Source organism: Mycolicibacterium vulneris (assembly GCF_002104765.1).
Classification (GTDB): domain Bacteria; phylum Actinomycetota; class Actinomycetes; order Mycobacteriales; family Mycobacteriaceae; genus Mycobacterium; species Mycobacterium vulneris.
In genome coordinates this window covers 12374-35096 of record NZ_NCXM01000005.1, presented here as the reverse complement: position 1 = coordinate 35096, position 22723 = coordinate 12374, and the positions used below count along the sequence as shown (strand labels likewise).

The window sequence follows — 22723 nt, the reverse complement described above, 5'->3', positions numbered from 1 at the left end:
TTAATCTGCGGCCCTTCAGTGGAACCATGGGGCGAATGGCGTTCACGAGTAGTTCCATCGCGCATGTCCGACTGACAGTGACCGATATCGAGCGGTCGCGGCAGTTCTACGAGAGCGTGTTCGGTTGGCCGGTGTTGATCGAAGTTCCCGAGAACGCCGACGAACCCACCCGCAACCAGTTGAGCTTCCTGTTCGGCGGTGTCATCTACGACCTCGGCGGGACGCTTCTCGGGCTGCGGCCGGTCGCCGCCGACCGCTTCGACGAGGACCGCGTCGGACTCGACCACATTGCCTTCCGGCTCGCCAGCAAAGATGAATTGGATTCGGCAGCAGCGCATCTCGACGAACTCGGCGTGGCCCACGAGCCGATCAAAGACATCGGGCCGTCCTACATCCTGGAGTTCCGCGACCCCGACAACATCGCCCTGGAGCTGACCGCGCCCAAGTAGCGCGGCGTTGTCGCGCCGGGCACCGAGTGGTTGACTGGGAAGAACTATGACCATCAGTTTCAACCACACCATCGTCGCGTCCCGCGACAAACGCGAATCCGCCGAATTTCTCGCCGAGCTGTTCGGGCTGCCCAGTCCAAAACCGTTCGGCCACTTCATGGTTGTCGAACTCGACCACGGCGCGAGCCTGGACTACGCGGATGCGCCGCAAGGCGCGGATATCCCGCGCCAGCACTACGCATTTTTGGTGTCCGAGCAGGAGTTCGACGCCATCTACGGCAAGATCCAGTCCCGCGGCCTGCAGCACTGGGCCGACCCGGGCGCCAAACGCCCGGGCGAGATCAACCAGCGCGACGGTGGACGCGGGGTGTACTTTCCCGACCCCTCCGGGCACGCCATGGAAATCCTGACTCGTCCCTACGGATCAGCGGGCTGAGCCGGTAGGCGGTGGTCCGCCTAGTCGCCGGTGCGCGCCGTGCCGTGCCGCTGGCTTTCCTGCTTGCGATAGTCGTCGGCCAGCTGCGCGACATGCTTGGGCAGGCCGCCGGTGGCGACGTCGGCCAGCGTCGTCTCTTCCAGCACCGACCGCATGCTGGCCCGCAGCGCGCGCCAGACGTCGGTGAGCGCGGCCGTCGGCCCCGAGTACGGCAAGTCGCCGAGCCCGATGTCACGGACGCTGGCCAGCGGGCCGTCGATACAGCGCAGCACGTCGGCGATGCTGATGTCTTTCCCGGACCGGGCCAACTCGTAGCCGCCCTCGCGACCGCGGTGGCTTCGCACCAGCCGGTCGGTGCGCAGGTTGGTCAGGATGTCGACGAGAAATTGCGGCGGAATGCCCTGGGCCTGGGCCAAATCGTCGGTCTTCACCAGCGTTCCGTCGGGCACCGTGGCGAGCTGGATCATCGCCCGCACGGCATACTCCGCTTTCGCCGACATGCGCACTCACAGGATTGTGCCATCCAAGGGCACAATTTCGGTGCACCCTGGCTGATCCGGCGGCTACCCCCGTGATTCGAGCAGGTCGATGATCCGCTGTGCCTGCTCCTCGACGGTCGCGTCCGGGGTCAGCCGCAGGTCGGGGTTCACCGGCGCCTGATACGGGCTGTCGATGCCGGTGAACTGGCTGATCTCACCCGCACGCGCCTTGGCGTACAAACCCTTGGGATCACGGCTTTCGCATTCCTCGATCGGGGTGTCACAGAACACCTCGATGAAATCGAAGCCGGCCTCGGCGTGCACGTTGCGGGCCAGTTCGCGTTGCCCGGCCAGCGGGCTGATCGCCGGCACCAGCACGACGTTGCCGCAGTCGGCGAGCAGCGCCGCCACATGCGCCAACCTACGCAGGTTTTCGGCTCGGTCGGCCATGGAGAAGCCCAGGTCTGCGTTCAGACCATGCCGCAGATTGTCGCCGTCGAGAACGTAAGCCGGAGTTCCCTTTTGGAGCAGCTTCTGCTCGACCAGCATGGCCACCGACGACTTGCCGGAACCGGACAGACCGGTGAACCACACCGTCCTGCCTCGAGGCCGGGCCGCGGCGATGGCGGACGACTTGTGTCGTACCGTGTTCGGGCTGGCCGCCTGCGCCGAGGCGTCGCGCAGCACCATGCCGGCCGCCACCGTTCCGTTGGTGTGCGGGTCGATGAGGATGAACGAACCGGTGCTCGCGTTGCGCGTGTACTCGTCGAGCAGCAGCGGCACCTGGGTGCGCAGCGAGATGCGGCCGAGTTCGTTGAGCTTCAACGCCGTTGCCGTCTTGTCGCGATGCAGCGTGTTGACGTCGAGCCGGTAGTCGAGCGCGGTCACCTTGGCATGCGTGGTGCGGGTGGTGTGCTTGATGACGTAGTCGCGACCGGGTTCGAGGGCCGCATCGTCGGCCATCCAGCACACCGTCGCGTCGAACTCCTGCGCGACCCGGGGCTGATTGTGGGTGCGGGCGATCAAATCGCCGCGCGAGATGTCGATCTCGTCGGCCAGGGTCAGCGATACGGCCATCGGCGAGAACGCTTCTTGCACCGGACCATTCGGCCCATCGATCGCGGTGATCCGCGTTTGCTTACCGACGGGCAGCACCACCACTTCATCGCCGGGGCGCATGACCCCGCTGGCGACGGTACCGGCGTAGCTGCGGTGGTCCTGATGCTCTCGGGTGTGCGGGCGGATGACGTACTGGACCGGGAACCGGACGTCGACCATGTTGCGGTCACCCGCGATGTACACCTCCTCGAGGTGCGACAGCAACGCCGGACCCTCGTACCACGGTGTCTGCTCCGACTTGGTTACCACGTTGTCGCCGTGCAATGCCGAAAGCGGGATGGTGGCCACGTCGTGCACGTCCAGCCGCGCGGCGAAGGCGTGGAATTCGTCCCGGATCGCCTCGAATTTCTCTCTGTCCCAACCGATCAGGTCCATCTTGTTGACCGCGAGCACGATGTGCTGGATGCCCAGCAGGGACGCCAGGAAGGCATGCCGGCGGGACTGTTCGAGTAAGCCGTGGCGCGCGTCGACCAGCACGATCACCAGTTGGGCGGTCGACGCCCCGGTCACCATGTTGCGGGTGTACTGGATGTGGCCGGGCGTGTCGGCGATGATGAATTTCCGCTTGGGAGTGGCGAAGTAGCGGTAGGCGACGTCGATCGTGATGCCCTGTTCGCGCTCGGCCCGCAGGCCGTCGGTCACCAGAGCCAGGTCGGTGTAGTCGTGACCGCGGTCCTTGGAGGTCTGCTCCACCGCCGCCCACTGGTCTTCCATCACGGCCTTGGAGTCATAGAGCAGCCGACCGATCAGGGTGGACTTGCCGTCGTCGACGGAACCCGCAGTGGCCAAGCGCAATAGCGTTGTCATCAGAAGTACCCCTGCCGTTTGCGGTCTTCCATGCCGGCCTCGGAGATCCGGTCGTCAGCTCGGGTCGCCCCGCGTTCGGTCAGCCGCGACACCGCGGTCTCGGCGATAACCTCGTCCACGGTGGCGGCCTGCGATTCCACGCAGCCGGTGCACGTGACGTCCCCGACGGTGCGGAACCGCACGGTCGCCTCGAATACGGGCTCGTCGTCGCGCGGGTGCATGTTCTTGTCGACCGCCAGCAGCATGCCGTCGCGGCGAAACACCTTGCGCTGGTGGGCGTAATAGATCGACGGCAGTGCGATGTTCTCGGCGCCGATGTAGGACCAGATGTCGAACTCGGTCCAGTTGGACAGCGGGAACACCCGGATGTGCTCGCCCTTGTGATGCCGGCCGTTGTAGAGGTTCCACAGCTCGGGCCGCTGCGCCTTGGGATCCCACTGCCCGAATTCGTCGCGGAAGCTGAACACCCGTTCCTTCGCACGCGCCTTCTCTTCGTCGCGGCGCGCTCCCCCGAACGCGGCGTCAAACTTGTTCTCCCGGATGGCGCGCAGCAGAGTGACGGTCTGGATCGGGTTGCGTCCTTGGCGCGGCTCGACGACCCGGCCGGCGTCGATGTCCTCCTGAACCGAGGCGACCACCAGGCGCACGCCGTGCTCGGCCACCAACTCGTCGCGGGTCGCGATCACCTCGGAGAAGTTGTGCCCGGTGTCGACGTGCATCACCGGGAACGGCAGCCGGCCGGGACGGAACGCCCGCAGCGCCAGGTGCAGCATGACGATGGAGTCCTTGCCGCCGGAGAACAGCAGCACCGGCCGCTCGAACTCCGCGGCCACCTCACGAATGATGTGGATCGCCTCTGCCTCCAGCGAGCGCAGATGACTCAACTCGTACTGTCCGGCGGCGGGTGCCACCGTCACGTCACTGGTCATAGCTTCCTTCGATTTAAAACCTGGCAGAACTGACCATATTTGGCATCTTAACGATAAATAACACCAGCCCGGCCCGGCGCTGTCAACCGCAGGACCTGCGGCCGGCGGATCGGCCTGGCCCGCACACCGGTGACCGGATAGATCACGTCAAGAGTCCTGGCGGCACTTTTGCGGCCGGTCGGGGTGCGAAAACATGGACGGATGACTGCCACCCCTGAAACCGCCGGACCATCCGCGCCGAGCGGTCGCGACGTCATCGCGCAGTTCCTTCCCCAATCTCCGGTCGTCGTCAAGCTGGGCATGGTCGCCGACCGCCTCGAAGAGCACGAGGTACGGCTGCGGCTGCCCTGGGACCGAGATCGTCGACCCGCAGGGCACGCTGGTCGCCAAGGCGCTGGCGACGTACAAGGTCGGTTGAGGTCGCTCACGGCCGACGGCGATTAGGGCTTGATCTCCTCGAGCTTGCCGGTGGCCACGTCGAAGACGAATCCGCGCACGGAGACGTGCTTGGTGACGAACGGGCTGCCCTCGATCCGGCGCAGCGATTGCCGGACGTCCTCGGCGAGATCGGCGAAAGCCTCCGCCGCCCATGGCGGTTTGATCCCGGTCTCCTCCTGGATGCTGCGCTTGAAGTCGTCGTCGGTGAAGGTGAGCATGCCGCAATCGGTGTGGTGAATCAGGATGATCTCCCGCGTGCCCAGCAATCGCTGGCTGATGGCCAGCGACCGGACGACGTCATCGGTGATGACTCCGCCGGCGTTGCGGATGACGTGGGCCTCCCCCTCGTTGAGCCCGAGGATGCGGTAGACGTCGAGCCGGGCGTCCATGCACGCGACGACCGCCACATGTTTGCCTGGCGGCATCGGCAGCGGCCCCTCGAAGGTGCTCGCATATTTGGCGTTGTTGGCCAGGTAATCATCGGTAACCGTCACGCAAGCCTCCTCGGGAGTGTCGCGGCCTGAACCGTGCTGCGTTTGCTGCGCGGTCGGTACCGCGGTGGATCCTAACAACCGATCACACGCGATTCACGCATGAGAATCAACCGGATCGGAAGGAGATCGAACGCGCCGGGCGACCGCAACGCGCGACGCTGTGCCGGCGGGTCGATAGCCTGTCCCAATGCGACGTGGGGTGTGCGGACCGGCATGACTCGGTTTCTGGCACGCCGGTTGCTCAACTACGTTGTGCTGCTGGCGCTGGCATCGTTTCTGACGTTTTGCCTGACGTCGCTGGCCTTCAGGCCACTGGACAGCCTGTTGCAGCGCAGCCCGCGCCCGCCTCAGTCCGTGATCGACGCCAAGGCCCACACGCTCGGGCTGGATGAGCCGATACCGATCCGCTACGCGCACTGGGCGTCGCACGCCGCGCGCGGTGACTTCGGCAAGACCATCACCGGGCAGCCCGTCGGGACGACGTTGTGGCGCCGCGTCGGAGTGACCCTGCGGTTGCTGATCATTGGTTCGCTGGTGGGCACCGTGCTGGGCATCGCGGCCGGGGCGTGGGGCGCCATTCGGCAGTATCGCCTCAGCGATCGTGTGGTCACCATGGTGGCGCTGCTGGTGCTGAGCACCCCGACGTTCGTGATCGCCAGCCTGTTGATCCTCGGTGCGCTGCGGGTGAACTGGGCCGTGGGCATCCAAATCTTCGACTACACCGGGGAAACCTCACCGGGCGTGACCGGCGGGACGGGCGCGCACCTGCTCGACCGGTTACGGCATCTGGTCTTGCCGTCGCTGACCCTGGCGCTGGCCGCCGCGGCGGGATACAGCCGTTATCAGCGCAACGCGATGCTGGACGTCCTGGGCCAGGACTTCATTCGCACCGCGCGCGCCAAGGGGCTCACCCGGCGGCGGGCGCTGGTCAAGCACGGGCTGCGCACCGCGCTGATCCCGCTGGCCACCCTGTTCGCCTACGGGGTGGCCGGTCTGGTGACCGGGGCGGTGTTCGTGGAGAAGATCTTCGGCTGGCACGGCATGGGCGAATGGCTGGTGCAGGGCATCGCGACTCAGGACACCAACATCATCGCGGCGATCACCCTGTTCTCCGGTGCGGTGGTGCTGCTGGCCGGCCTGCTCTCGGACGTGTTCTACGCGGCCCTCGATCCGCGGGTCCGGGTGTCATGACGTCGCAAGCGAACATCGATGGCGCCCATGGTTTTTCGGGGCACGAGGTCGCGGACTTCACCTCGCGGCGCACCCTGGTCCTTCGGCGGTTCGCCCGCAACAGGTTCGCGGTGGCGTCGCTGATGTTGTTGGTGCTGTTGTTCGTCGGCTGTTACGCGCTGCCCGCCGTGCTGCCGTATTCCTACGAAGACCTCGATTTCACCGCGCTGCTGCAGCCACCGAACGCGCGCCACTGGCTCGGCACCAACGCGCTGGGTCAAGATCTGCTGGCGCAGATCCTGCGCGGGATGCAGAAGTCGATGCTGATCGGCGTCTGTGTCGCGGTCATCTCCACCGGCATCGCCGCCACCGTCGGGTCGATCGCGGGCTACTTCGGTGGCTGGCGCGACCGCGCGCTGATGTGGCTGGTCGACCTGTTGTTGGTGGTGCCCAGCTTCATCCTCATCGCCATCGTGACGCCGCGAATCAAGAGCTCGGCCAATGTCTTGATGCTGGTCCTGCTGCTGGCCGGGTTCGGCTGGATGGTCAGCTCGCGCATGGTGCGCGGCATGACCATGAGTCTTCGGGAACGCGAATTCATCCGTGCCGCACGGTATATGGGGGTTTCCAGCCGCCGCATCATCGTCGGCCACGTGGTGCCCAACGTGGCGTCCATCTTGATCATCGACGCCGCGCTTAATGTCGCGTCGGCCATCCTGGCCGAAACCGGGCTGAGCTTCCTGGGTTTCGGCATTCAGCCACCCGACGTGTCGCTGGGAACGTTGATCGCCAACGGCACCCAATCCGCGACCACCTTTCCCTGGGTGTTTCTTTTCCCCGCGGGAGTGCTGGTACTGATCCTGGTGTGCGCCAACCTCACCGGTGACGGCCTGCGCGATGCGCTCGACCCCGGCAGCGCGGGCCTGAGCAGGGGGAGCCGATGAGCCCGCTGCTCGAGGTGACCGATTTGGCGGTCACGTTCCCGGCGGGTGGCGATCCGGTGACCGCGGTGCGCGGTATCAGCTACCGCATCGAACCGGGGGAAGTCGTCGCCATGGTCGGTGAATCCGGTTCGGGGAAGTCCGTTTCGGCGATGGCGGCCATCGGCCTGTTGCCCGAGTACGCCCAGGTGCGCGGCTCGGTGCGGTTGCACGACACCGAACTGCTGGGCCTCGGCGACGACGCGATGTCACGGTTCCGCGGCAAGACGGTCGGCATGGTGTTCCAGGATCCGATGTCCGCGCTGACGCCCGTCTACACCGTCGGCGACCAGATCGCCGAGGCGATCGAGATCCATCAGCCGCGGGTGGGCAGGAGGGCCGCACGCCGGCGTGCCGTGGAATTGCTCGAGCTGGTGGGCATCGCACAGCCGGAGCGACGCGCCCGCGCGTTTCCGCATGAGCTGTCCGGTGGCGAACGGCAACGGGTGGTCATCGCGATCGCCATTGCCAACGACCCTGACCTGTTGATCTGCGACGAGCCCACCACCGCGCTGGATGTCACGGTGCAGGCGCAGATCCTCGAGGTGCTCAAGACGGCGCGCGACATCACCGGCGCCGGGGTGCTCATCATCACCCACGACCTCGGGGTGGTGGCCGAGTTCGCCGACCGCGCCCTGGTGATGTACGCCGGGCGGGTCGTCGAAACCGCTTCCGTGCATGACCTTTACCGGGATCGCCGCATGCCCTACACCGTCGGGCTGCTGGGCTCTGTCCCGCGGCTCGACGCCGCACAGGGCACCCGGTTGGTGCCGATCCCCGGTGCGCCGCCGTCGCTGGCGGGCCTGGATCCCGGGTGCCCCTTCGCGCCACGCTGCCCGCTGGCCATCGACGAATGTCGGCTCGCGGAGCCGGAATTGCTCTCCGTCGGCGCCGATCACCGGGCGGCCTGCATCCGCACCGATCAGGTCGACGGCCGAAGCGCCGCCGACATCTACGGGGTGAGCACCGACGCCCGCCACGCGGAATCCGCCGACACGTCGGTGGTCGTTCGGGTGCGCGACCTGACCAAGACCTACCGGCTGACAAAGGGCGTGTTGCGCCGCAGCGCCGGTGAGGTGCGCGCCGTCGACGGCGTCAGTTTCGAATTGCGGCAGGGCCGCACCCTGGGCATCGTCGGCGAATCGGGTTCGGGCAAGTCGACCACCCTGCACGAGATCTTGGAACTCACCCAGCCCGAATCGGGTTCGATCGAGGTGCTGGGCACCGATGTCGCCGCGTTGAGCGCCGCGAGCAGGCAGGCGCTGCGGCGCGACATCCAGGTCGTGTTCCAAGACCCGGTCGCGTCGCTTGACCCAAGGCTACCGGTGTTCGAGCTGCTCGCAGAGCCCCTGCGGGCCAACGGGTTCGACAAGAGCCGCACCAACTCGCGCGTCGCCGAGCTGCTTGAGATCGTGGGGCTGCGCCGCGCCGACGCGGTCCGTTACCCCGCCGAGTTCTCCGGCGGGCAGAAGCAGCGCATCGGCATAGCGCGTGCGCTCGCTCTGCAACCGAAGATCCTGGCGCTCGACGAACCGGTGTCCGCGCTCGACGTGTCCATCCAGGCCGGGATCATCAACCTGCTGCTCGACCTGCAGGAGCGGTTCGGCCTGTCCTATCTGTTTGTCTCCCACGATCTTTCGGTAGTCAAGCACCTCGCGCACCACGTCGTCGTGATGTATGCCGGCGCGATCGTGGAGCAGGGCGACAGCCGTCGCGTCTTCGCCGACCCGCAGCACGAATACACTCGGCGGCTGCTGAACGCGGTGCCGCAACCGGATCCGGGCCGGCGTGTCTAGGCCGGCGGTCAAGGCGGGTGCGGGCACCCGGTTCGCGGCGGCCTTCCTCGCGATTGTCCTTGCGCTGTCGGGCTGCTCACCGGCCGTCAACCTGATTCCCGAAGCCGGCCACAACGCGCAGATCGGCTCGACGAGCGACATCAACCCACACGATCCGGCGACCCTGCAAGACGGCGGCGACCTGCGACTGGCCCTGACCGACTTTCCGCCGAACTTCAATATCTTGCACATCGACGGCAACTCGGCCGACGTCTCCGCGATGATGAAGGCCACCCTGCCGCGGGCGTTCGTCATCGGGCCCGACGGCTCGACGACGGTCGACACCGACTACTTCACCAGTATCGAACTCACCGGCACTGCGCCGCAAGTGGTTACGTACACGATCAACCCCAAGGCGGTGTGGTCCGACGGCACGCCGATTACCTGGGAGGACATCGCCAGCCAGATCCACGCCCTGAGCGGCGCCGACATGACCTTCGAGATCGCCGGGCCCAGCGGCGCCGACCGCGTCGCGTCGGTGACCCGCGGCGTCGACGACCGGCAGGCCGTCATGACGTTCGCCAAGCCCTACGCCGAATGGCGCGGCATGTTCGCCGGCAACGGAATGCTGCTGCCCAAGAGCATGACGGCCTCCCCGGAGGCGTTCAACAAGGGCCAGCTGGAGGGGCCCGGTCCGTCGGCCGGCCCGTTCGTCGTCTCGTCGCTGGATCGGACCACCCAGCGGATCGTGTTGAGCCGCAACCCGAAATGGTGGGGCGCACGGCCCCGCCTGGACAGCATCACCTACCTGGTGCTCGACGATGCCGCGCGGCTCCCCGCCTTGCAGAACAACACGATCGACGCCACCGGGGTCGGCACGATCGACCAGCTGACCATCGCGCAGCGCACCAAGGGCATCTCGATCCGGCGCGCGCCCGCCCCGGCCTGGTCGCACTTCACGTTCAACGGCGCCCCGGGCTCGATCCTGGCCGATAAGGCGCTGCGTGTCGCGGTGGCCAAGGGGATCGATCGGCAGACCATCGCCAAGGTCGTCCAGTACGGCCTGACCAGTGACCCTGTCGCACTGGGCAACCACATCTATGTCGCCGGGCAGCAGGGCTATCAGGACAACAGCGCGGTCGTGCCCTACGACCCGGCCGCGGCCGACCGAGAGCTCGACGCGCTGGGCTGGAAGCGGGCCGGGCAGTTCCGAGAGAAGGACGGCCGGCCGCTGGTCATCCGCGACTTGTTCTACGACGCCCAGGGCAGCCGGCAGTTCGCCCAGATCGCCCAGCACAGCCTCGCCCAGATCGGCGTCAAGCTCGAGCTCGTCTCCCGGTCGGGCAGCGGCTTCTTCACCAACTACATCAACGTCGGCGCTTTCGATATGGCTCAATTCGGTTGGCTCGGGGACGCTTTCCCACTGTCGGCGCTGACCCAGATCTACAAATCCGACGGGGAGAGCAATTTCGGCAAGATCGGCAGCGAGCAGATAGACGCCGCCATCGAAGGCACGCTGGAAGAACTCGATCCGGCCAAGGCGCGGGCGTTGGCCAACGATCTCGACAAGATGATCTGGGCGGAGGGATTCAGCCTTCCGCTGACCCAGTCGCCCGGCGATGTCGCGGTGCGCAGCAAGCTGGCCAACTTCGGCGCGGCCGGTCTCGCCGACCTCGACTACACCGCCATCGGGTTTACGCGGAGTTGAGCCGCCGTCGTAGCCGATTCGGGATCGGTAGGGCGCCCTCGGCGACGGCCGCCGCCCCGAGCGCCTTCCACAGCAGCCGCACCTCCGGGCGCGGCGGGAGCGCGTCCAGCGCCGGCGCCTGTGCGACAAGCCCATTCAGGTCGCCGCGCCGGACCGCGTCGGCACTGGCGAGCGCGACCGGCTCACGGAAATCCAGCGCGCTGTGCGCCATGTTCGGCAAACTCAACAGCACCGCATTCGGCAGCAGCGACGCCACGCGTTGCGCGACGGCCGGCGGGGTGATCAGGTCACGACCTCCGGAAACCACCGCGGTGGGCCAGTCGAATTTCGGCATTTCGGCCGTCAGGTCATAGGGCTCGTCTTCGAAAGTCACTCGCTGCGTACGGGCTCTCCTTTCGGCGACCGCGGGATCGAGCGGTAGGCCGTCGGGTTCGGCCGCATAGTCCAGTTCACGGAACGCGATGCGGCTCACCAGATCTTCTTCGTACCGAAACGGCAGGTTACTGAGGGTGGTGAACCGGGATAGTGCCCACCACAGTAGTTTTCGGCCATCGAGCAACAGATCGAGTTGCCGCTCGAGCAGGTCGGTGCCGCCATAGCCGTAGATCGTCGCGACGACCTGTGTTGCCGTCGCGTTCATCACGCCGGCGTCGACGAGTTCGCGCATTTTTGGTGCCACCGAGGCGGTTTCGGTGCTGTCGCCCTTCAGCAGCAGCCGGCGGATCGCGCGGCGCACGATGACGATGTCGTGCCGCGACAGCAGCGGTGAATCGAGCACCATGCCGCGCACCCGGTGCGGGTGGCGTACCCCTACGCCGGCCGCGATGTAGGTGCCGTACGAGGCGCCGTAGATGACGGCCGACTCCGCTTGCACGTCATCGAGCACCGCCGCCACATCGTCGACCACCTGGTTCACGGTCAGCGACTGCGGGGGCAGATCGGCACCCGAATCGTCGTGGCGCGACATCCCCACCCCGCGGTGCTCGATCATGATGACGTCGAGGCCCGCCGCGGCCGCGCGCCGCCGCAGCCCCTTGTACATCTGCACCGACGCCACTCCCGGGCCGCCCGGGATGATGACCAGCGGATGAGCGGACTTGCGGCCCGCGCGCACGTAGTACAGATCGAACTCTTCGGCGTTGTGCGGTGAGATCGGCCGGCGGACGAGCCGCACGCCGGGCAGTTCCGCCAGCTTCTCCTGCATCCGGCTGCGCTTCGCGTTCATCGTCATTCTGGCGTGCCCCCCATGATCCCATTCTGCAGGCGAGGCGCCGGTGCGGCGATGAATCGCTTTGATCAGCGATATCGGCGGAGGTCAGCCGCCAGAGCTAAGCGCTGAGATCGATGCGATGGGCGCCCTTGACACCGTCGTAGCGGTCGGGGCTACAGGTGAGGACGATCACCTGCCCGTGGGTTCCCACGGTGTCGAACAACTCCCCCATCTTGGTCAACCGGTCCGGGTCGGTGAAACCGAGCGCGTCGTCGACTACCACCGGGACGGCGTCCTCCTTGGCGACCAGGGCCGCGCCGGCCAGCCGCGCCAGGATGCCGAGTTGCTCCTTGGCGCCGCCCGATAGGGATTCGTAGGGCACGGTGATGCCGTTCAGCGTGCGGCTACGGATGCACAGGTCGCTGTCGATGTCGACCTCGAAACTCGGGCCGAAGACCGGGCGGCCGAGCCGCTGCAGCTCCGAACGATAGGGCTCGACGTAGCGCCGCCGGGTGGTGTCCCGGTGGCGCGTCATGACCGACCGCAACAGTTGCGCGGCGCGGGCGCGGGCGCCCACCTGGCTGTGTCCGCTGGCGGCGTGCTCGCGTTCGGTTTCCGCGGCATCGAGCTTGCCTTGTCGTCCCTCACTGCCGAACACCGAGAGTTCGATCGTGATCTCACGCAACGCGCGGGCGGCTTCCTCGTAGCGCTCGCGCAGCCAGTCGGCTTCCTTTGTGGCATCGGCCAATTCGGTCTCGACCGCATCGGGTGCGGCCGCGGCCAGCGCGTCGGTGAGTTCGGCGGCCCGCTCTTGCGCGGCCTGCGCCGCGCCCAGGGCCGTGGCCGCGGCGGCCGCGAGTTCGTCATCGCCTGCCGACGCGCGTTCGGCGGCCAGCCGGCCCGCCGCGGCGTCCAGCTCGGCGCGCTGAGCCTCCAGGGTATTCTGCAGAACCGTTGCCCGCGTGGACAACTCGGCGAGCGCGGCGGCGGCGTTGGTGGCGGCCTGGCGGCGTGTCTCGCATTCGCTCGATGCGGCCGCGCGAGCCTGAAGGACCGCAGTGAGTTCGGCGCGGGCGACCCCGATATCGCTGAGGACGAGTTCGGCCCCAGCGGGATGTGCGGCGCGCAATTGCGCCAGCCGCGACCGCAGCTCGTCGGCCTGTTCGTCACCGCACAGGCCGGCCAGAGTTGCGGTGAGCTGGTCGCGGGTGCCGTGCAACTCGCGGCGACGCTGGTCGGCGGACCGTGCCGCGGCGAGGTCGCTCACCTCGCCGGTCACCAGCGCTGCTGCCATCTCCTCTTGCGCCGCAGCGTGTTTGGCGTGAATGTCCAACGTGGTCGCGCCCGGGGTGACCCGGGCGGTCAAGACACCGGCGACCTCCACCGCGGTGGGTCCGGCGGCGGTGGTCGACCAGCTCTGTCCGGCCGACAGGGAGATCTGCTCACCGCCCACGACCATCTGAATGTCTGCGGCGGCGGTGAATTCGATCGCCGCCGACGTCAGCGCCAACTGGTCACCGGTGCGATCGACGGCGGCCGCCGCGTCCTCGATGCGTCGCAGCACCGCCTCGGAGACGGCGATGGTGTCGAGCTCAACGCCGATCCGTTCGCGATCCCGCTCGATGGCATCGATCTTGGCCAGCCGGGCGGTCAACCGGTCGGCCTCTTCACGGTCGGCGAGTTGGTCGACCGTATCCCGCGCGGATTCGGTCCGGCGTTGCAGCTCGGCAAGGGCCTCGGTGGTCTGCTGCAGCGCGGCGTCAGCCGCCTCGGCCTCCGCATGCGCCGCCGCCTGGGCGGCCGCGGCTTCTTGGGCCTGCGTTTGCGTTTCGGCGACGGCGCGCGCGCGGCTGTCGATTTCGGTGAGCAATTGCCGGCGTGCGGTGTAGACGCCGTTAGCCGCGGCGGCGGTGGCGGCAGCGGCCTCCGCGACCAGCTGGGCCTCACGTCGCTGCGCGGTCAGCGCCGCGATCTTGTCGGCGGCCTCCTGCGCGGCGGTGACCCGCGGCCCAGCGGCGATGCGGCGCTGGGAGAAGTCGGCCACCTGCTGGGTCAACACGGCATGACGGGCCACCCGGTCGTCGACCTCGGCGACCGCCGCGGCGCACTCGGCGACCGCGGCCTCGGCGTCCGCCAGCCGGGCGATCGCGGCGGCCCACTCGCCCGTCGGACGTCCGGTCGGGGTGAAGTAACGCCCGTATTCGGCGTCGATGCGCTCGATGAGCAAGGGCTCGGTGCCGCACAGCCCCCCGCTGTCACCGGCGGCCACATCAAGCGCGCGCGAGAGCGCGTCGCACCCGGACAGATCCACCGCGGCGGTCGACGCGGACTGCAGCACCCGCTGGGCGTGCCACAGGTCGCTGTCCACCGTCTCGGCCAGCATCGCCCGGACCCGCTCGTGGGCCTCGTCGCCGGTCAGCTGTTCGCGGTACGGCCGGACCACGGTCAGCTCCGTCTCGCACTTCTTGTGAAACCGCTTGCGATAGACGAAACGATAAGGGCCGCAACTAATTTCGGCGGACACCTCGGAGCCCACATCGCTGTGGGTGGGTTTGACCTGCTTGACTTCCTTCTTGGTCGAGCGGTCCCGCGCTTCCAGTAGCAGGTCCAGGGCCTCGATCATCGACGACTTGCCGATCTCGTTGGCGCCGCACACCACGACGACGCCGTGGTCGGGGAAGTCGATTTCGCGGTGCGATATGCCGCGGTAGTTCGTCAGGATCAGCCGGTGCAGCTTCACGCCGCGCCCCGGTCGGTGAGGCGCAGCAGTAGCGCCAGCGCCGCCTGCGCGTCGACCGCGGTCGCGCAGTCCTCCTCGCGCGCCGTCGCCACCAATTCTTCGACCGCCGCGGCAGCGAAACCTCCGATGCCCAGGTCGCTGAATTCGCCGTCGGCCGGGACCACCGCCAGATCGGTGTGACGTTCCCACAGGCCCAGCCAGGCGAACAACCGTGCGTATTTATCGAGGCAGGCGTCCAGCGCGGCGCGGCCGGTGACCGTCAGCGACCCGGTCAGCGCCAGGCGCACCACGGTTCGGTCCTTCTCGGTCATCAGGTCCAGGTTCATGTCCAGATCGGCGATCTCGCGGCTGGTGTCGACCTGCCGGTGCATCGTGACGAACCGCCAGCTGCCGAGGTGCCGCGGCGTCACAGCGACGGCGCGCCGCGGGTCGGCCTCGTCGATGTCGACGATCAGGACATGGCCGGGGTCGGATTCGACGTCGTCGAAGTTGGTGACTTCCGGGGAGCCGGAGTACCACACCCGTCCGCTGCCGCCGACCTGGGTGAGCGAGTGCTTATCCCCCAGCGCCACATAGTGCACCGCGCCGCGGGTCAGCGCCTCGTCAACCGTGGCGAGCCGGATCAGCGAGGGCTTGTCCCGATCGGGATCCAGCACGTCGACGCCGCCGTGCGCGACGAGGATCCGCGTGCCCTCCGCCGCGGGCAGGTCGTCGAGGACGTCGGCGACCAGGTCGGTGATCGGCACCTTCGACCGCCACGGGGCGGCGACGATCTCCAGCCCGGGACGGACCTGATGCACGCCGGCCTGATCGAGCACCACGACGTTGTCGGGACGTTCGGCGGTGAACAGCGCGCTGGTGTACACCGACGAGGCGTCCAGGGGGTCGTGGTTGCCCGGCAGCAGGTACACCGGAATTCCGATGGCGCGCATGGCTTCCAGGGACTGCCCGACAACTTTGGGCGGAAGCTGGTTGTGTTCGAAGACGTCGCCCGACACGACGACGAACTCGGCGCCGACTTCAGCCGCCAGCGCGCCCAGACCAGAAACCACGTCGCGGCGGGCCGCCGAATAGCGCGGCTGCGCGTCACCGGCGAGGAAGTGCCGGGTCATGCCCAGCTGCCAGTCGGCGGTGTGCAGGAATCGCATGCCGGCGACCCCCTTTCGAAGTGCGTGTTTACCTGGGCAACGCGAGTTTAGGTCCGTGCACCGACAACACGCGGGACCTGGGTCGGCAGGTCTCGGTGTGAGAAATCTGGGCGATGTAGGCCGGCTCCCGATCAGCGCGCGAATCCGGCCACACCGGCTCAAGGCACCATTCAGGAACTGCTCGCGTCCCATGCTTCAAATGAGTTGCGCGAGTGTGAATCTGTTTGAAGGCGTGTACAAGCCGCGGCAGTCAGCCAAGCTCAACATTCGCGGCCCCGACTCGGACCACATTGGCAAACAACACTTCCGATCCAGTCTCACGAAACCCAACGAGCTTGAGGGTGCCGTGGCTGCGACAAGCTAACTTGGCGGGTTCTGAGGCCTGCCGGGATTCGGAAACGCCGGGTTAGTGTAGGCCGGTGTCTGTGGCTCATCGCCGGGATTCGGGTTCATTACTGGTGGTGGTCCGGCCTCTGGCTCAGCCGATGGAGCCGGGGGTGCCCGATGTTCGGGCGGTGGCGGCTTGGGCACCAAGTAGTTCTTCCACGCGCCCGGTGGATTCGGTGCAGGGCCGATGGTGTTATCCGGCCACCGCCATGAACAGCTACCCGAGGCACCCCCGAAATCGCCTGCAGGAATCGTCAACCCAAAACCCATAAAATTTCCACCGATGGGGGCATTGCCACCGGGACCACCCAGGTTCCATCCGCCATATTCGCAGTGCCAGTGCGTGCTGTTCTCTTCGACAGGAAAATCACAGTAGTACGTCGTGGCCCCTGCCTCGAAAGTACTTCCGCCAACACCGGGATAGTCGCACACGCCGGGGCCTGGAAGGTTGCCGCCCGGCCCAGCCCGGGCCACCGGCGAATTGAGGATTACCCACAAGGCAACCCCCAGTGCCACAAGTAATCTAATTCCCGTGCGCAACGACTCTTTCACTGTAACGCCTTCTGGCTTCGGCAATGGCAGCGCGTGCCTCGAGCGGGGGACTGCTATTCCAAGTTCTACAACGCCCGGGACAAATTTGCAGAGGATTTAGGATTCGTCCCATTAGGTTGGTTCTGGCCAGCGTCGCCGAAACTGTGCTGGCTGTCGGCCGACCATCCGCACTCGCTACGCCTACCGATACACCCGAGCTCGGCCACATCGTCTGCCGACCAACACCTTCTACCACCCGGAAAAATTGCTCGGCGGCGATGGCGATGACGACTCGCGGCTGCTTTGATTAACCTGGTTTCTCGTGACTGACCAGCGCACCCTGCTGTTGATGCGGCACGCGAAGTCCGACTACCCGCCCGGTGTCGCCGACCATGATCGGCCGTTGGCGCCCCGCGGCATCGAGCAGGCCGGGCTCGCCGGCGACTGGTTGCGCGCCAACGCGCCCACCATCGATGCGGTGCTGTGCTCCACGGCGACGCGCACCCGCGAGACGCTGCTGAACACCCGCATCGATGCGCCGGTGCGATACAGCGAGCGCCTCTACGCCAGCACCCCGGGCACGGTGATCGACGAGATCAACACGGTGGACGACGGCGTCAGCGCGCTGCTCGTCATCGGGCATGAGCCGACGATGTCGACTCTCGCGCTGGGGCTCGGCGGTGCCGGGGATGCGAATACCTCTGCCGCCGAACGGATTTCGGTCAAGTTTCCTACGTCGGCCATCGCGGTGCTCACCGTGCCGTGCGCGTGGAAGCAACTGGAGCTCGGGGTGGCGACGCTGATCGACTTCGAGGTGCCGCGCTAGGATTTGGTGGCGGCGACCCGCCGCGCCCGGCTTCGCCGCGCTTGCGATCGCCGCTAGGAGTTGGTGGCCAGCGTCAGCTCCATCAACTTGATGGCCTGTCCGCACGCGTCGATGCCCGGGGCCTGCGGGTTGATCCACCATCCGACCACCCCGGCGGCATCGCTGGCCACGCCGCAAGCGCCGTTCGCGTCGTCGGGCCGCATCACGATGGAGTCGATGCCGGCGATCGAACGCGTCTCGATCTTGTACTTCAAGAATTCGGCGACCTTGCGCTCGTTGGACAGGCTGCCCTGCTCGAACCAGAACCGGGTGATGTCGATCAGGCCGGCCGGGTTGGCCGCCTGCCAGCGGCAGATCGCACCGACGAAGGTGCTCTGAATGTCGAGCGGATCGGCGCCCACGGTCTTGGCCAGGATGTCGCTGGTCAAGACCTCACATTCCTTGAGCAGGTTCGGATACTGCTGCTGGGCGTTGTTGTTGCGGGGCACATTGCCACCCGCCTTGACCGCGTTGCCCCCGATCGAGCGGGAACAGCCCGTCAACACCAGCAGCGCGGCGATCAGAACGGTCGCGGCGATGCGGGCAGTCCTTCTGCTGCGCGACCCGGCACGCATCGAGGCCATCATTTCGAGTTCGCAATCGATTGGCGAGCCAGTTCTTTCGCTATATCGCACGGCGGCGGGAACGGCTTCTGGCTGAAACTGATTGACCATTCAATAAAGTCGTCCTGGAACTGAATGCCCACCTCGCACAGCGAGTCACCCAGGTTGGGCTCGTTGCCGATGGCGATGAAACCGCCGTGACCGTTGATGTTGATGTCGTCGACGCTGGCGCGCGAGAGCTCCTCGGTCTTGCGTTCACGCCCGATGGGGCTGCCGCGATACCAGGAGAAGGAGAAGTGCGGCCCGAGGATGCCGCCGCCGGCCAGCCACTGGCAGCCGACGGAGTTGCGTGCGGTGTTGATCAGCCCCGTGACCTTGGTGAGCTCGGCGACGGTCTGATCGCTGATGCCGCCGCACTGCGGGAACATCGCACCGTGGCTGCCCTGGCCGTTCTGCGGCGTCGACGACGCCGTCGCTCCCGGCTTGTTGCCGCCGGAATCGGAGCAGCCCGCGGCCGCGGGGATCAGGATCGTCAATGCTGACGCCACAAGAGCCAGCGCCCTCGTGTCACGCCGCACCGCTACCCTGCTTCCGTTCCGCCCGCTGCTGGTCCACACGATGCACTGTAGCGGCAGCCCAGCGGGTCAACCACCGACGCGCCTGAGCAGGTATTTCGGGGCCGCCAACCCGTGCGCCGCGGACCTTGACCGTCCGGCGGTGGGCGGGGACGGCCGGGCGGACGGTATGCGACAGTTACCCAATGCTCCTGGCACTGCTGCGCCAGTACATCCAGCCGTACCGACGGCTGGTGGCGGTGCTGATGGCACTGCAGCTGGTCAGCAACCTCGCGTCGCTGTATCTGCCGACGGTCAACGCCGCCATCATCGACGAGGGCGTCGCCAAGGGCGACACCACCACGATCGTCCGGCTCGGCACGGTGATGCTCGGGGTCACCGCATTGCAGGTGTTGTGCTCGATCGGCGCGGTCTATTTCGGCTCGCGCACCGGGATGGGCTTCGGTCGCGACCTGCGCGCGGCGATGTTCGAACACGTCACCACCTTTTCCGAACGCGAGGCCGCCCGATTCGGAGCGCCCACGCTGTTGACGCGCAGCACCAACGACGTGCGGCAGATCCAGTACCTGGTTCAGGTAACGGGCACCGTGCTGGTGACCGCCCCGATCATGTGCCTGGGCGGGATCTTCATGGCCATCCGCCAGGAGGCCGCGCTGACGTGGCTGCTGTTGGTGAGCGTGCCGATCATGGCGGTCGCCAACTACTGGGTGATGTCGCACATGCTGCCCCTGTTCCGCCGGATTCAAAGCCTGATCGACGGCATCAACCGGGTAATGCGTGACCAGCTGTCCGGCGTACGGGTTGTCCGTGCGTTCGCCCGGGAAGATTTCGAGCGCGACCGCTTCGCCCGCGCCAACACCGCGCTGTCGAATACCGCACTGACCGCGGGTAACTGGCAAGCGCTGATGCTGCCGGTGACCACGCTGACCATCAACGTGTCCAGCGTCGCGCTGATCTATTTCGGCGGGTTGCGCATCGACCGCGGCCAGATGCAGGTCGGCTCGTTGACCGCCTTCCTGGCCTACTTCACCCAGATCCTGATGGCCGTGTTGATGGCGACGATGACGCTGGTGGTGTTGCCGCGGGCCTCCGTCTGCGCCGAACGGATCACCGAGGTGCTCACCACCCACCCCGCCGTCACCGACCCCGCGAATCCGCTTGCCCCGCGCGGCGCGATCACCGGGACGGTGCGTCTGGAGGGCGCGACGTTCACCTACCCCGGCGCCGATCGCCCAGTGCTGCAGAACATTTCGCTGACCGCGCTGCCCGGAACCACCACGGCCATCGTCGGCAGCACCGGTTCGGGCAAATCGACGCTGGTCTCGCTGATCTGCCGGCTCTACGACGTGACCGACGGCGCGGTCTCGGTGGACGGCATCGACGTCCGCGATTACCAGACCGAACGGTTGTGGTCGGCGATCGGGCTGGTCCCCCAGCGCGGTTACCTGTTCTCGGGGACGGTCGCCGACAACCTGCGCTACGGCGCCGCCCCCCACCAAGCGGTCACCGACGAACAGATGTGGGACGCGTTGCGGGTGGCGGCCGCCGACGATTTCGTGCGGGCCCACGACGACGGGCTGCGCATGCGGGTGGCCCAGGGCAGTATCAACTTCTCCGGCGGGCAGCGGCAGCGACTCGCCATCGCGCGGGCGGTCATCCGCCGCCCGGCCATCTATCTGTTCGACGACTCGTTCGGCGCGCTCGATGCCCGTACCGACGCGCGGGTCCGCGCCTCGCTGCAGGAGATCTCCGGCGACGCCACCGTCATCGTTGTCACGCAACGTATCTCGATCGCGGCGAAGGCCGACCAGGTGATCGTGATCGACAACGGGAAACTGGTGGGCGCGGGCACGCACGAATCGCTGCTGGCCGATTGCACCACCTACGCCGAATTCGCCGACTCGCAGTCGGTCGATGCCGTGCGCTCGGGTCGAGTCGGGGGCGCGCCGTGACCCGTGCGACTACCAAGGCGGCCGGCAGGCCCGACACCGCCACCCGTCCCCGCGACTTCTGGGGCCCGGCCGCCCGGTTGGTGAAACAGCTTGCGCCGCAACGACGACTGTGCGCGGCGGTGATCGCCTTGGGAATCACCGGCACGGCCATCGGGGTGATCGTCCCGCGGATCCTGGGGCATGCCACCGATTTACTGTTCAACGGTGTGATCGGGCGCCAGCTCCCCGCCGGAATCACCAAGGCGCAGGCCGTCGCCGCCGCACGCAGCAGAGGAGCCAACACCTTCGCCGACCTGCTGTCCGGGATGAATGTGGTGCCGGGCCAAGGCGTGGACTTCGGGGCGGTCGCACGGACACTTGCGCTGGCACTGGTGCTGTATCTCGTTTCCGCGCTGCTGATTTGGGGGCAGGCCCGGCTGCTCAACGTCACCGTGCAGCGCACCATGGTGGCGTTGCGTTCCGATGTCGAGGACAAGATCCACCGGCTGCCGCTGTCCTACTTCGACGGCCGCCAGCGTGGTGAACTGCTGAGCCGCGTCACCAACGACATCGACAACATTCAATCGTCGCTGTCGATGACGATCAGCCAGTTGCTGACATCGGTGCTGACCGTGGTCGCGGTGCTGGCGATGATGCTGTCCATCTCGCCGCTGCTGGTGCTGATCACCGTGCTGACGGTGCCGTTGTCCCTGCTGGCGACCCGGGCGATAGCGCGTCGTTCCCAGCGGCTGTTCGTCGCCCAGTGGACCAGCATCGGACGCCTCAACGCCCATATCGAGGAGACCTACAGCGGTTTCACGGTGGTCACGACGTTCGGCCACCAGGCCGCGGCGCGCGAGCAATTCCGCACCCTCAACGACGACGTCTACCATGCCAGCTTCGGCGCGCAATTCTTCTCCGGACTGGTGGCGCCGGCGACCACCTTCATCGGCAACCTCGGGTACGTCGCCGTCGCCGTGGTCGGCGGCCTGCAGGTGGCCACCGGCCACATCACCCTGGGCAACATCCAGGCGTTCATTCAGTATGTGCGGCAGTTCAACTCACCATTGAGCCAGCTGGCTGGGATGTACAACACCCTGCAGTCCGGGGCGGCCAGCGCCGAACGCGTCTTCACGCTGCTCGACGAGCCCGAGGAATCGCCGGATCCCCCGCCCGCCACGAACCCGCAGACGGCCGGGCGCGTCGAATTCGCCCACGTGAGCTTCGCCTACCGCCAGGGCACCCGGGTGATCGAAGACCTGTCCATGGTGGCCGAACCGGGCAGCACGGTGGCGATCGTCGGGCCGACCGGAGCGGGCAAGACCACGCTGGTGAACCTGCTGATGCGGTTCTATGACGTCGACGCGGGCCAGATCCTGCTCGACGGGGTCGACATCACCACGATGGACCGCCGGTCGCTGCGGTCGCGAATCGGCATGGTGCTACAGGACACCTGGCTCTTCGACGGGACGATCGCGGAGAACATCGCCTACGGACGTCCCGACGCCGGTGCGGACGAGGTGCTCGAGGCTGCCGAGGCCGCCTACGTCGATCGTTTCGTGCGGACGTTGCCGGCCGGCTACCAGACCCGAATCAGCGGTGACGGAGGCAACATCAGCGCCGGCGAAAAGCAGCTGATCACCATTGCACGCGCATTCCTTGCCCGCCCGCAGTTGTTGATCCTCGACGAGGCAACCAGTTCGGTCGATACCCGCACCGAGGCCCTCATTCAGCACGCGATGTGCGAACTGCGCCGCGACCGCACGAGTTTTATTATCGCGCACCGACTTTCAACGATCCGCGATGCCGACCGGATCTTGGTGGTCGAGGCCGGCCGGATCGTCGAACAGGGCAATCACGCCGAGCTGCTGGCCCGCCGCGGCGCGTACTACGCGATGATTCAGGCTTGACGGCCGCGTCGTTACCAAGAACTCATTGAGAATGCTTGTAGGAATAGGCGAGACGCTGACGTTGTCCTACTCAGCCAGA

The 22723-nt window shown here is 67.0% G+C and carries 18 protein-coding genes and 1 pseudogene; 10 read left to right on the top strand and 9 right to left on the bottom strand.

Going from position 1 to position 22723, the window contains the following annotated elements; genetic code table 11:
* Positions 1-35 precede the first annotated feature (35 nt).
* Together B8W69_RS06200 and B8W69_RS06195 are read left to right on the top strand one after the other, a co-directional pair.
* On the top strand, positions 36-449 hold the full coding sequence (locus B8W69_RS06200) for a VOC family protein (RefSeq protein ID WP_085289047.1): 414 nt from the start codon (positions 36-38) through the stop codon (positions 447-449).
* A gap of 46 nt (positions 450-495) precedes the next feature.
* Positions 496-885, top strand: a complete 390-nt coding sequence (locus tag B8W69_RS06195; protein WP_085289046.1) for a VOC family protein — start codon at positions 496-498, stop codon at positions 883-885.
* Between the two features lie 20 nt (positions 886-905).
* Here B8W69_RS06195 and B8W69_RS06190 read toward each other — a convergent pair whose 3' ends face one another.
* The 3 genes from B8W69_RS06190 to cysD are packed head-to-tail and all read right to left on the bottom strand — an operon-like array spanning position 906 to position 4219.
* Positions 906-1391: an Rrf2 family transcriptional regulator gene (locus B8W69_RS06190; protein ID WP_067104460.1), complete on the bottom strand. Its 486-nt coding sequence runs from the start codon at positions 1389-1391 to the stop codon at positions 906-908.
* Positions 1392-1448: 57 nt separating this feature from the next.
* Positions 1449-3290 (bottom strand): sulfate adenylyltransferase subunit CysN, encoded by a 1842-nt coding sequence (gene cysC / locus B8W69_RS06185; protein ID WP_085289045.1) that lies wholly within the window; start codon positions 3288-3290, stop codon positions 1449-1451.
* Positions 3290-4219, bottom strand: coding sequence for a sulfate adenylyltransferase subunit CysD (cysD, locus tag B8W69_RS06180; RefSeq protein WP_085289044.1), 930 nt, complete (start codon positions 4217-4219; stop codon positions 3290-3292). Before cysD ends, cysC begins: the two co-directional genes overlap by 1 nt.
* A 201-nt stretch (positions 4220-4420) precedes the next feature.
* Here cysD and B8W69_RS06175 point away from each other — a divergent pair.
* Positions 4421-4615 (top strand): annotated as a pseudogene (locus tag B8W69_RS06175) (PaaI family thioesterase); the annotation flags it as partial.
* Positions 4616-4659: 44 nt separating this feature from the next.
* Here B8W69_RS06175 and B8W69_RS06170 read toward each other — a convergent pair.
* Positions 4660-5151 (bottom strand): beta-class carbonic anhydrase, encoded by a 492-nt coding sequence (locus B8W69_RS06170; RefSeq protein ID WP_085289200.1) that lies wholly within the window; start codon positions 5149-5151, stop codon positions 4660-4662.
* Positions 5152-5364: 213 nt separating this feature from the next.
* Between B8W69_RS06170 and B8W69_RS06165 the strand changes: the two genes are divergently transcribed.
* The 4 genes from B8W69_RS06165 to B8W69_RS06150 all read left to right on the top strand — a co-directional run bounded on the left by B8W69_RS06165 (position 5365) and on the right by B8W69_RS06150 (position 10784).
* Complete coding sequence (locus tag B8W69_RS06165; RefSeq protein ID WP_085289199.1) at positions 5365-6342, top strand: oligopeptide ABC transporter permease OppB; 978 nt, start codon at positions 5365-5367, stop codon at positions 6340-6342.
* Positions 6339-7265: an oligopeptide ABC transporter permease OppC gene (locus B8W69_RS06160; protein ID WP_085289043.1), complete on the top strand. Its 927-nt coding sequence runs from the start codon at positions 6339-6341 to the stop codon at positions 7263-7265. Before B8W69_RS06165 ends, B8W69_RS06160 begins: the two co-directional genes overlap by 4 nt.
* Positions 7262-9097: an oligopeptide ABC transporter ATP-binding protein OppD gene (locus tag B8W69_RS06155; RefSeq protein ID WP_085289042.1), complete on the top strand. Its 1836-nt coding sequence runs from the start codon at positions 7262-7264 to the stop codon at positions 9095-9097. Before B8W69_RS06160 ends, B8W69_RS06155 begins: the two co-directional genes overlap by 4 nt.
* A gap of 64 nt (positions 9098-9161) precedes the next feature.
* Positions 9162-10784 carry an oligopeptide ABC transporter substrate-binding protein OppA gene (locus tag B8W69_RS06150; RefSeq protein ID WP_439330595.1) on the top strand — a complete coding sequence of 541 codons (1623 nt, stop codon included), beginning with the start codon at positions 9162-9164 and terminating at the stop codon, positions 10782-10784.
* Here the strand turns inward: B8W69_RS06150 and B8W69_RS06145 are convergent.
* From B8W69_RS06145 to B8W69_RS06135, 3 genes are all read right to left on the bottom strand, one after another.
* Positions 10771-12015: an alpha/beta hydrolase gene (locus B8W69_RS06145; RefSeq protein WP_085289040.1), complete on the bottom strand. Its 1245-nt coding sequence runs from the start codon at positions 12013-12015 to the stop codon at positions 10771-10773. The genes B8W69_RS06150 and B8W69_RS06145 overlap by 14 nt on opposite strands.
* Positions 12016-12112: 97 nt before the next feature.
* The gene (locus B8W69_RS06140) at positions 12113-14734 is read right to left on the bottom strand and encodes an AAA family ATPase (RefSeq protein ID WP_085289039.1); all 2622 of its coding nucleotides are present in this window, start codon (positions 14732-14734) and stop codon (positions 12113-12115) included.
* A complete protein-coding gene (locus B8W69_RS06135; RefSeq protein WP_085289038.1) occupies positions 14731-15882 on the bottom strand; it encodes a metallophosphoesterase family protein in 1152 nt (383 codons plus the stop codon). The genes B8W69_RS06140 and B8W69_RS06135 overlap by 4 nt, the downstream gene beginning before the upstream one ends.
* 1240 nt (positions 15883-17122) lie before the next feature.
* Between B8W69_RS06135 and B8W69_RS06130 the strand changes: the two genes are divergently transcribed.
* Positions 17123-17626 (top strand): SixA phosphatase family protein, encoded by a 504-nt coding sequence (locus B8W69_RS06130; RefSeq protein ID WP_085289037.1) that lies wholly within the window; start codon positions 17123-17125, stop codon positions 17624-17626.
* Positions 17627-17679: 53 nt separating this feature from the next.
* Here B8W69_RS06130 and B8W69_RS06125 read toward each other — a convergent pair whose 3' ends face one another.
* Both B8W69_RS06125 and B8W69_RS06120 read right to left on the bottom strand, forming a co-directional pair.
* Positions 17680-18252: a DUF3558 domain-containing protein gene (locus B8W69_RS06125; RefSeq protein ID WP_439330593.1), complete on the bottom strand. Its 573-nt coding sequence runs from the start codon at positions 18250-18252 to the stop codon at positions 17680-17682.
* The gene (locus tag B8W69_RS06120; RefSeq protein ID WP_085289197.1) at positions 18249-18806 is read right to left on the bottom strand and encodes a DUF3558 domain-containing protein; all 558 of its coding nucleotides are present in this window, start codon (positions 18804-18806) and stop codon (positions 18249-18251) included. Before B8W69_RS06120 ends, B8W69_RS06125 begins: the two co-directional genes overlap by 4 nt.
* A gap of 182 nt (positions 18807-18988) precedes the next feature.
* On the opposite strand from B8W69_RS06120, the gene B8W69_RS06115 reads away from it, so the two are divergent.
* The gene (locus B8W69_RS06115; protein WP_085289036.1) at positions 18989-20755 is read left to right on the top strand and encodes an ABC transporter ATP-binding protein; all 1767 of its coding nucleotides are present in this window, start codon (positions 18989-18991) and stop codon (positions 20753-20755) included.
* Positions 20752-22644: an ABC transporter ATP-binding protein gene (locus B8W69_RS06110; protein WP_085289035.1), complete on the top strand. Its 1893-nt coding sequence runs from the start codon at positions 20752-20754 to the stop codon at positions 22642-22644. The genes B8W69_RS06115 and B8W69_RS06110 overlap by 4 nt, the downstream gene beginning before the upstream one ends.
* The last annotated feature ends 79 nt before the right edge of the window (positions 22645-22723 follow it).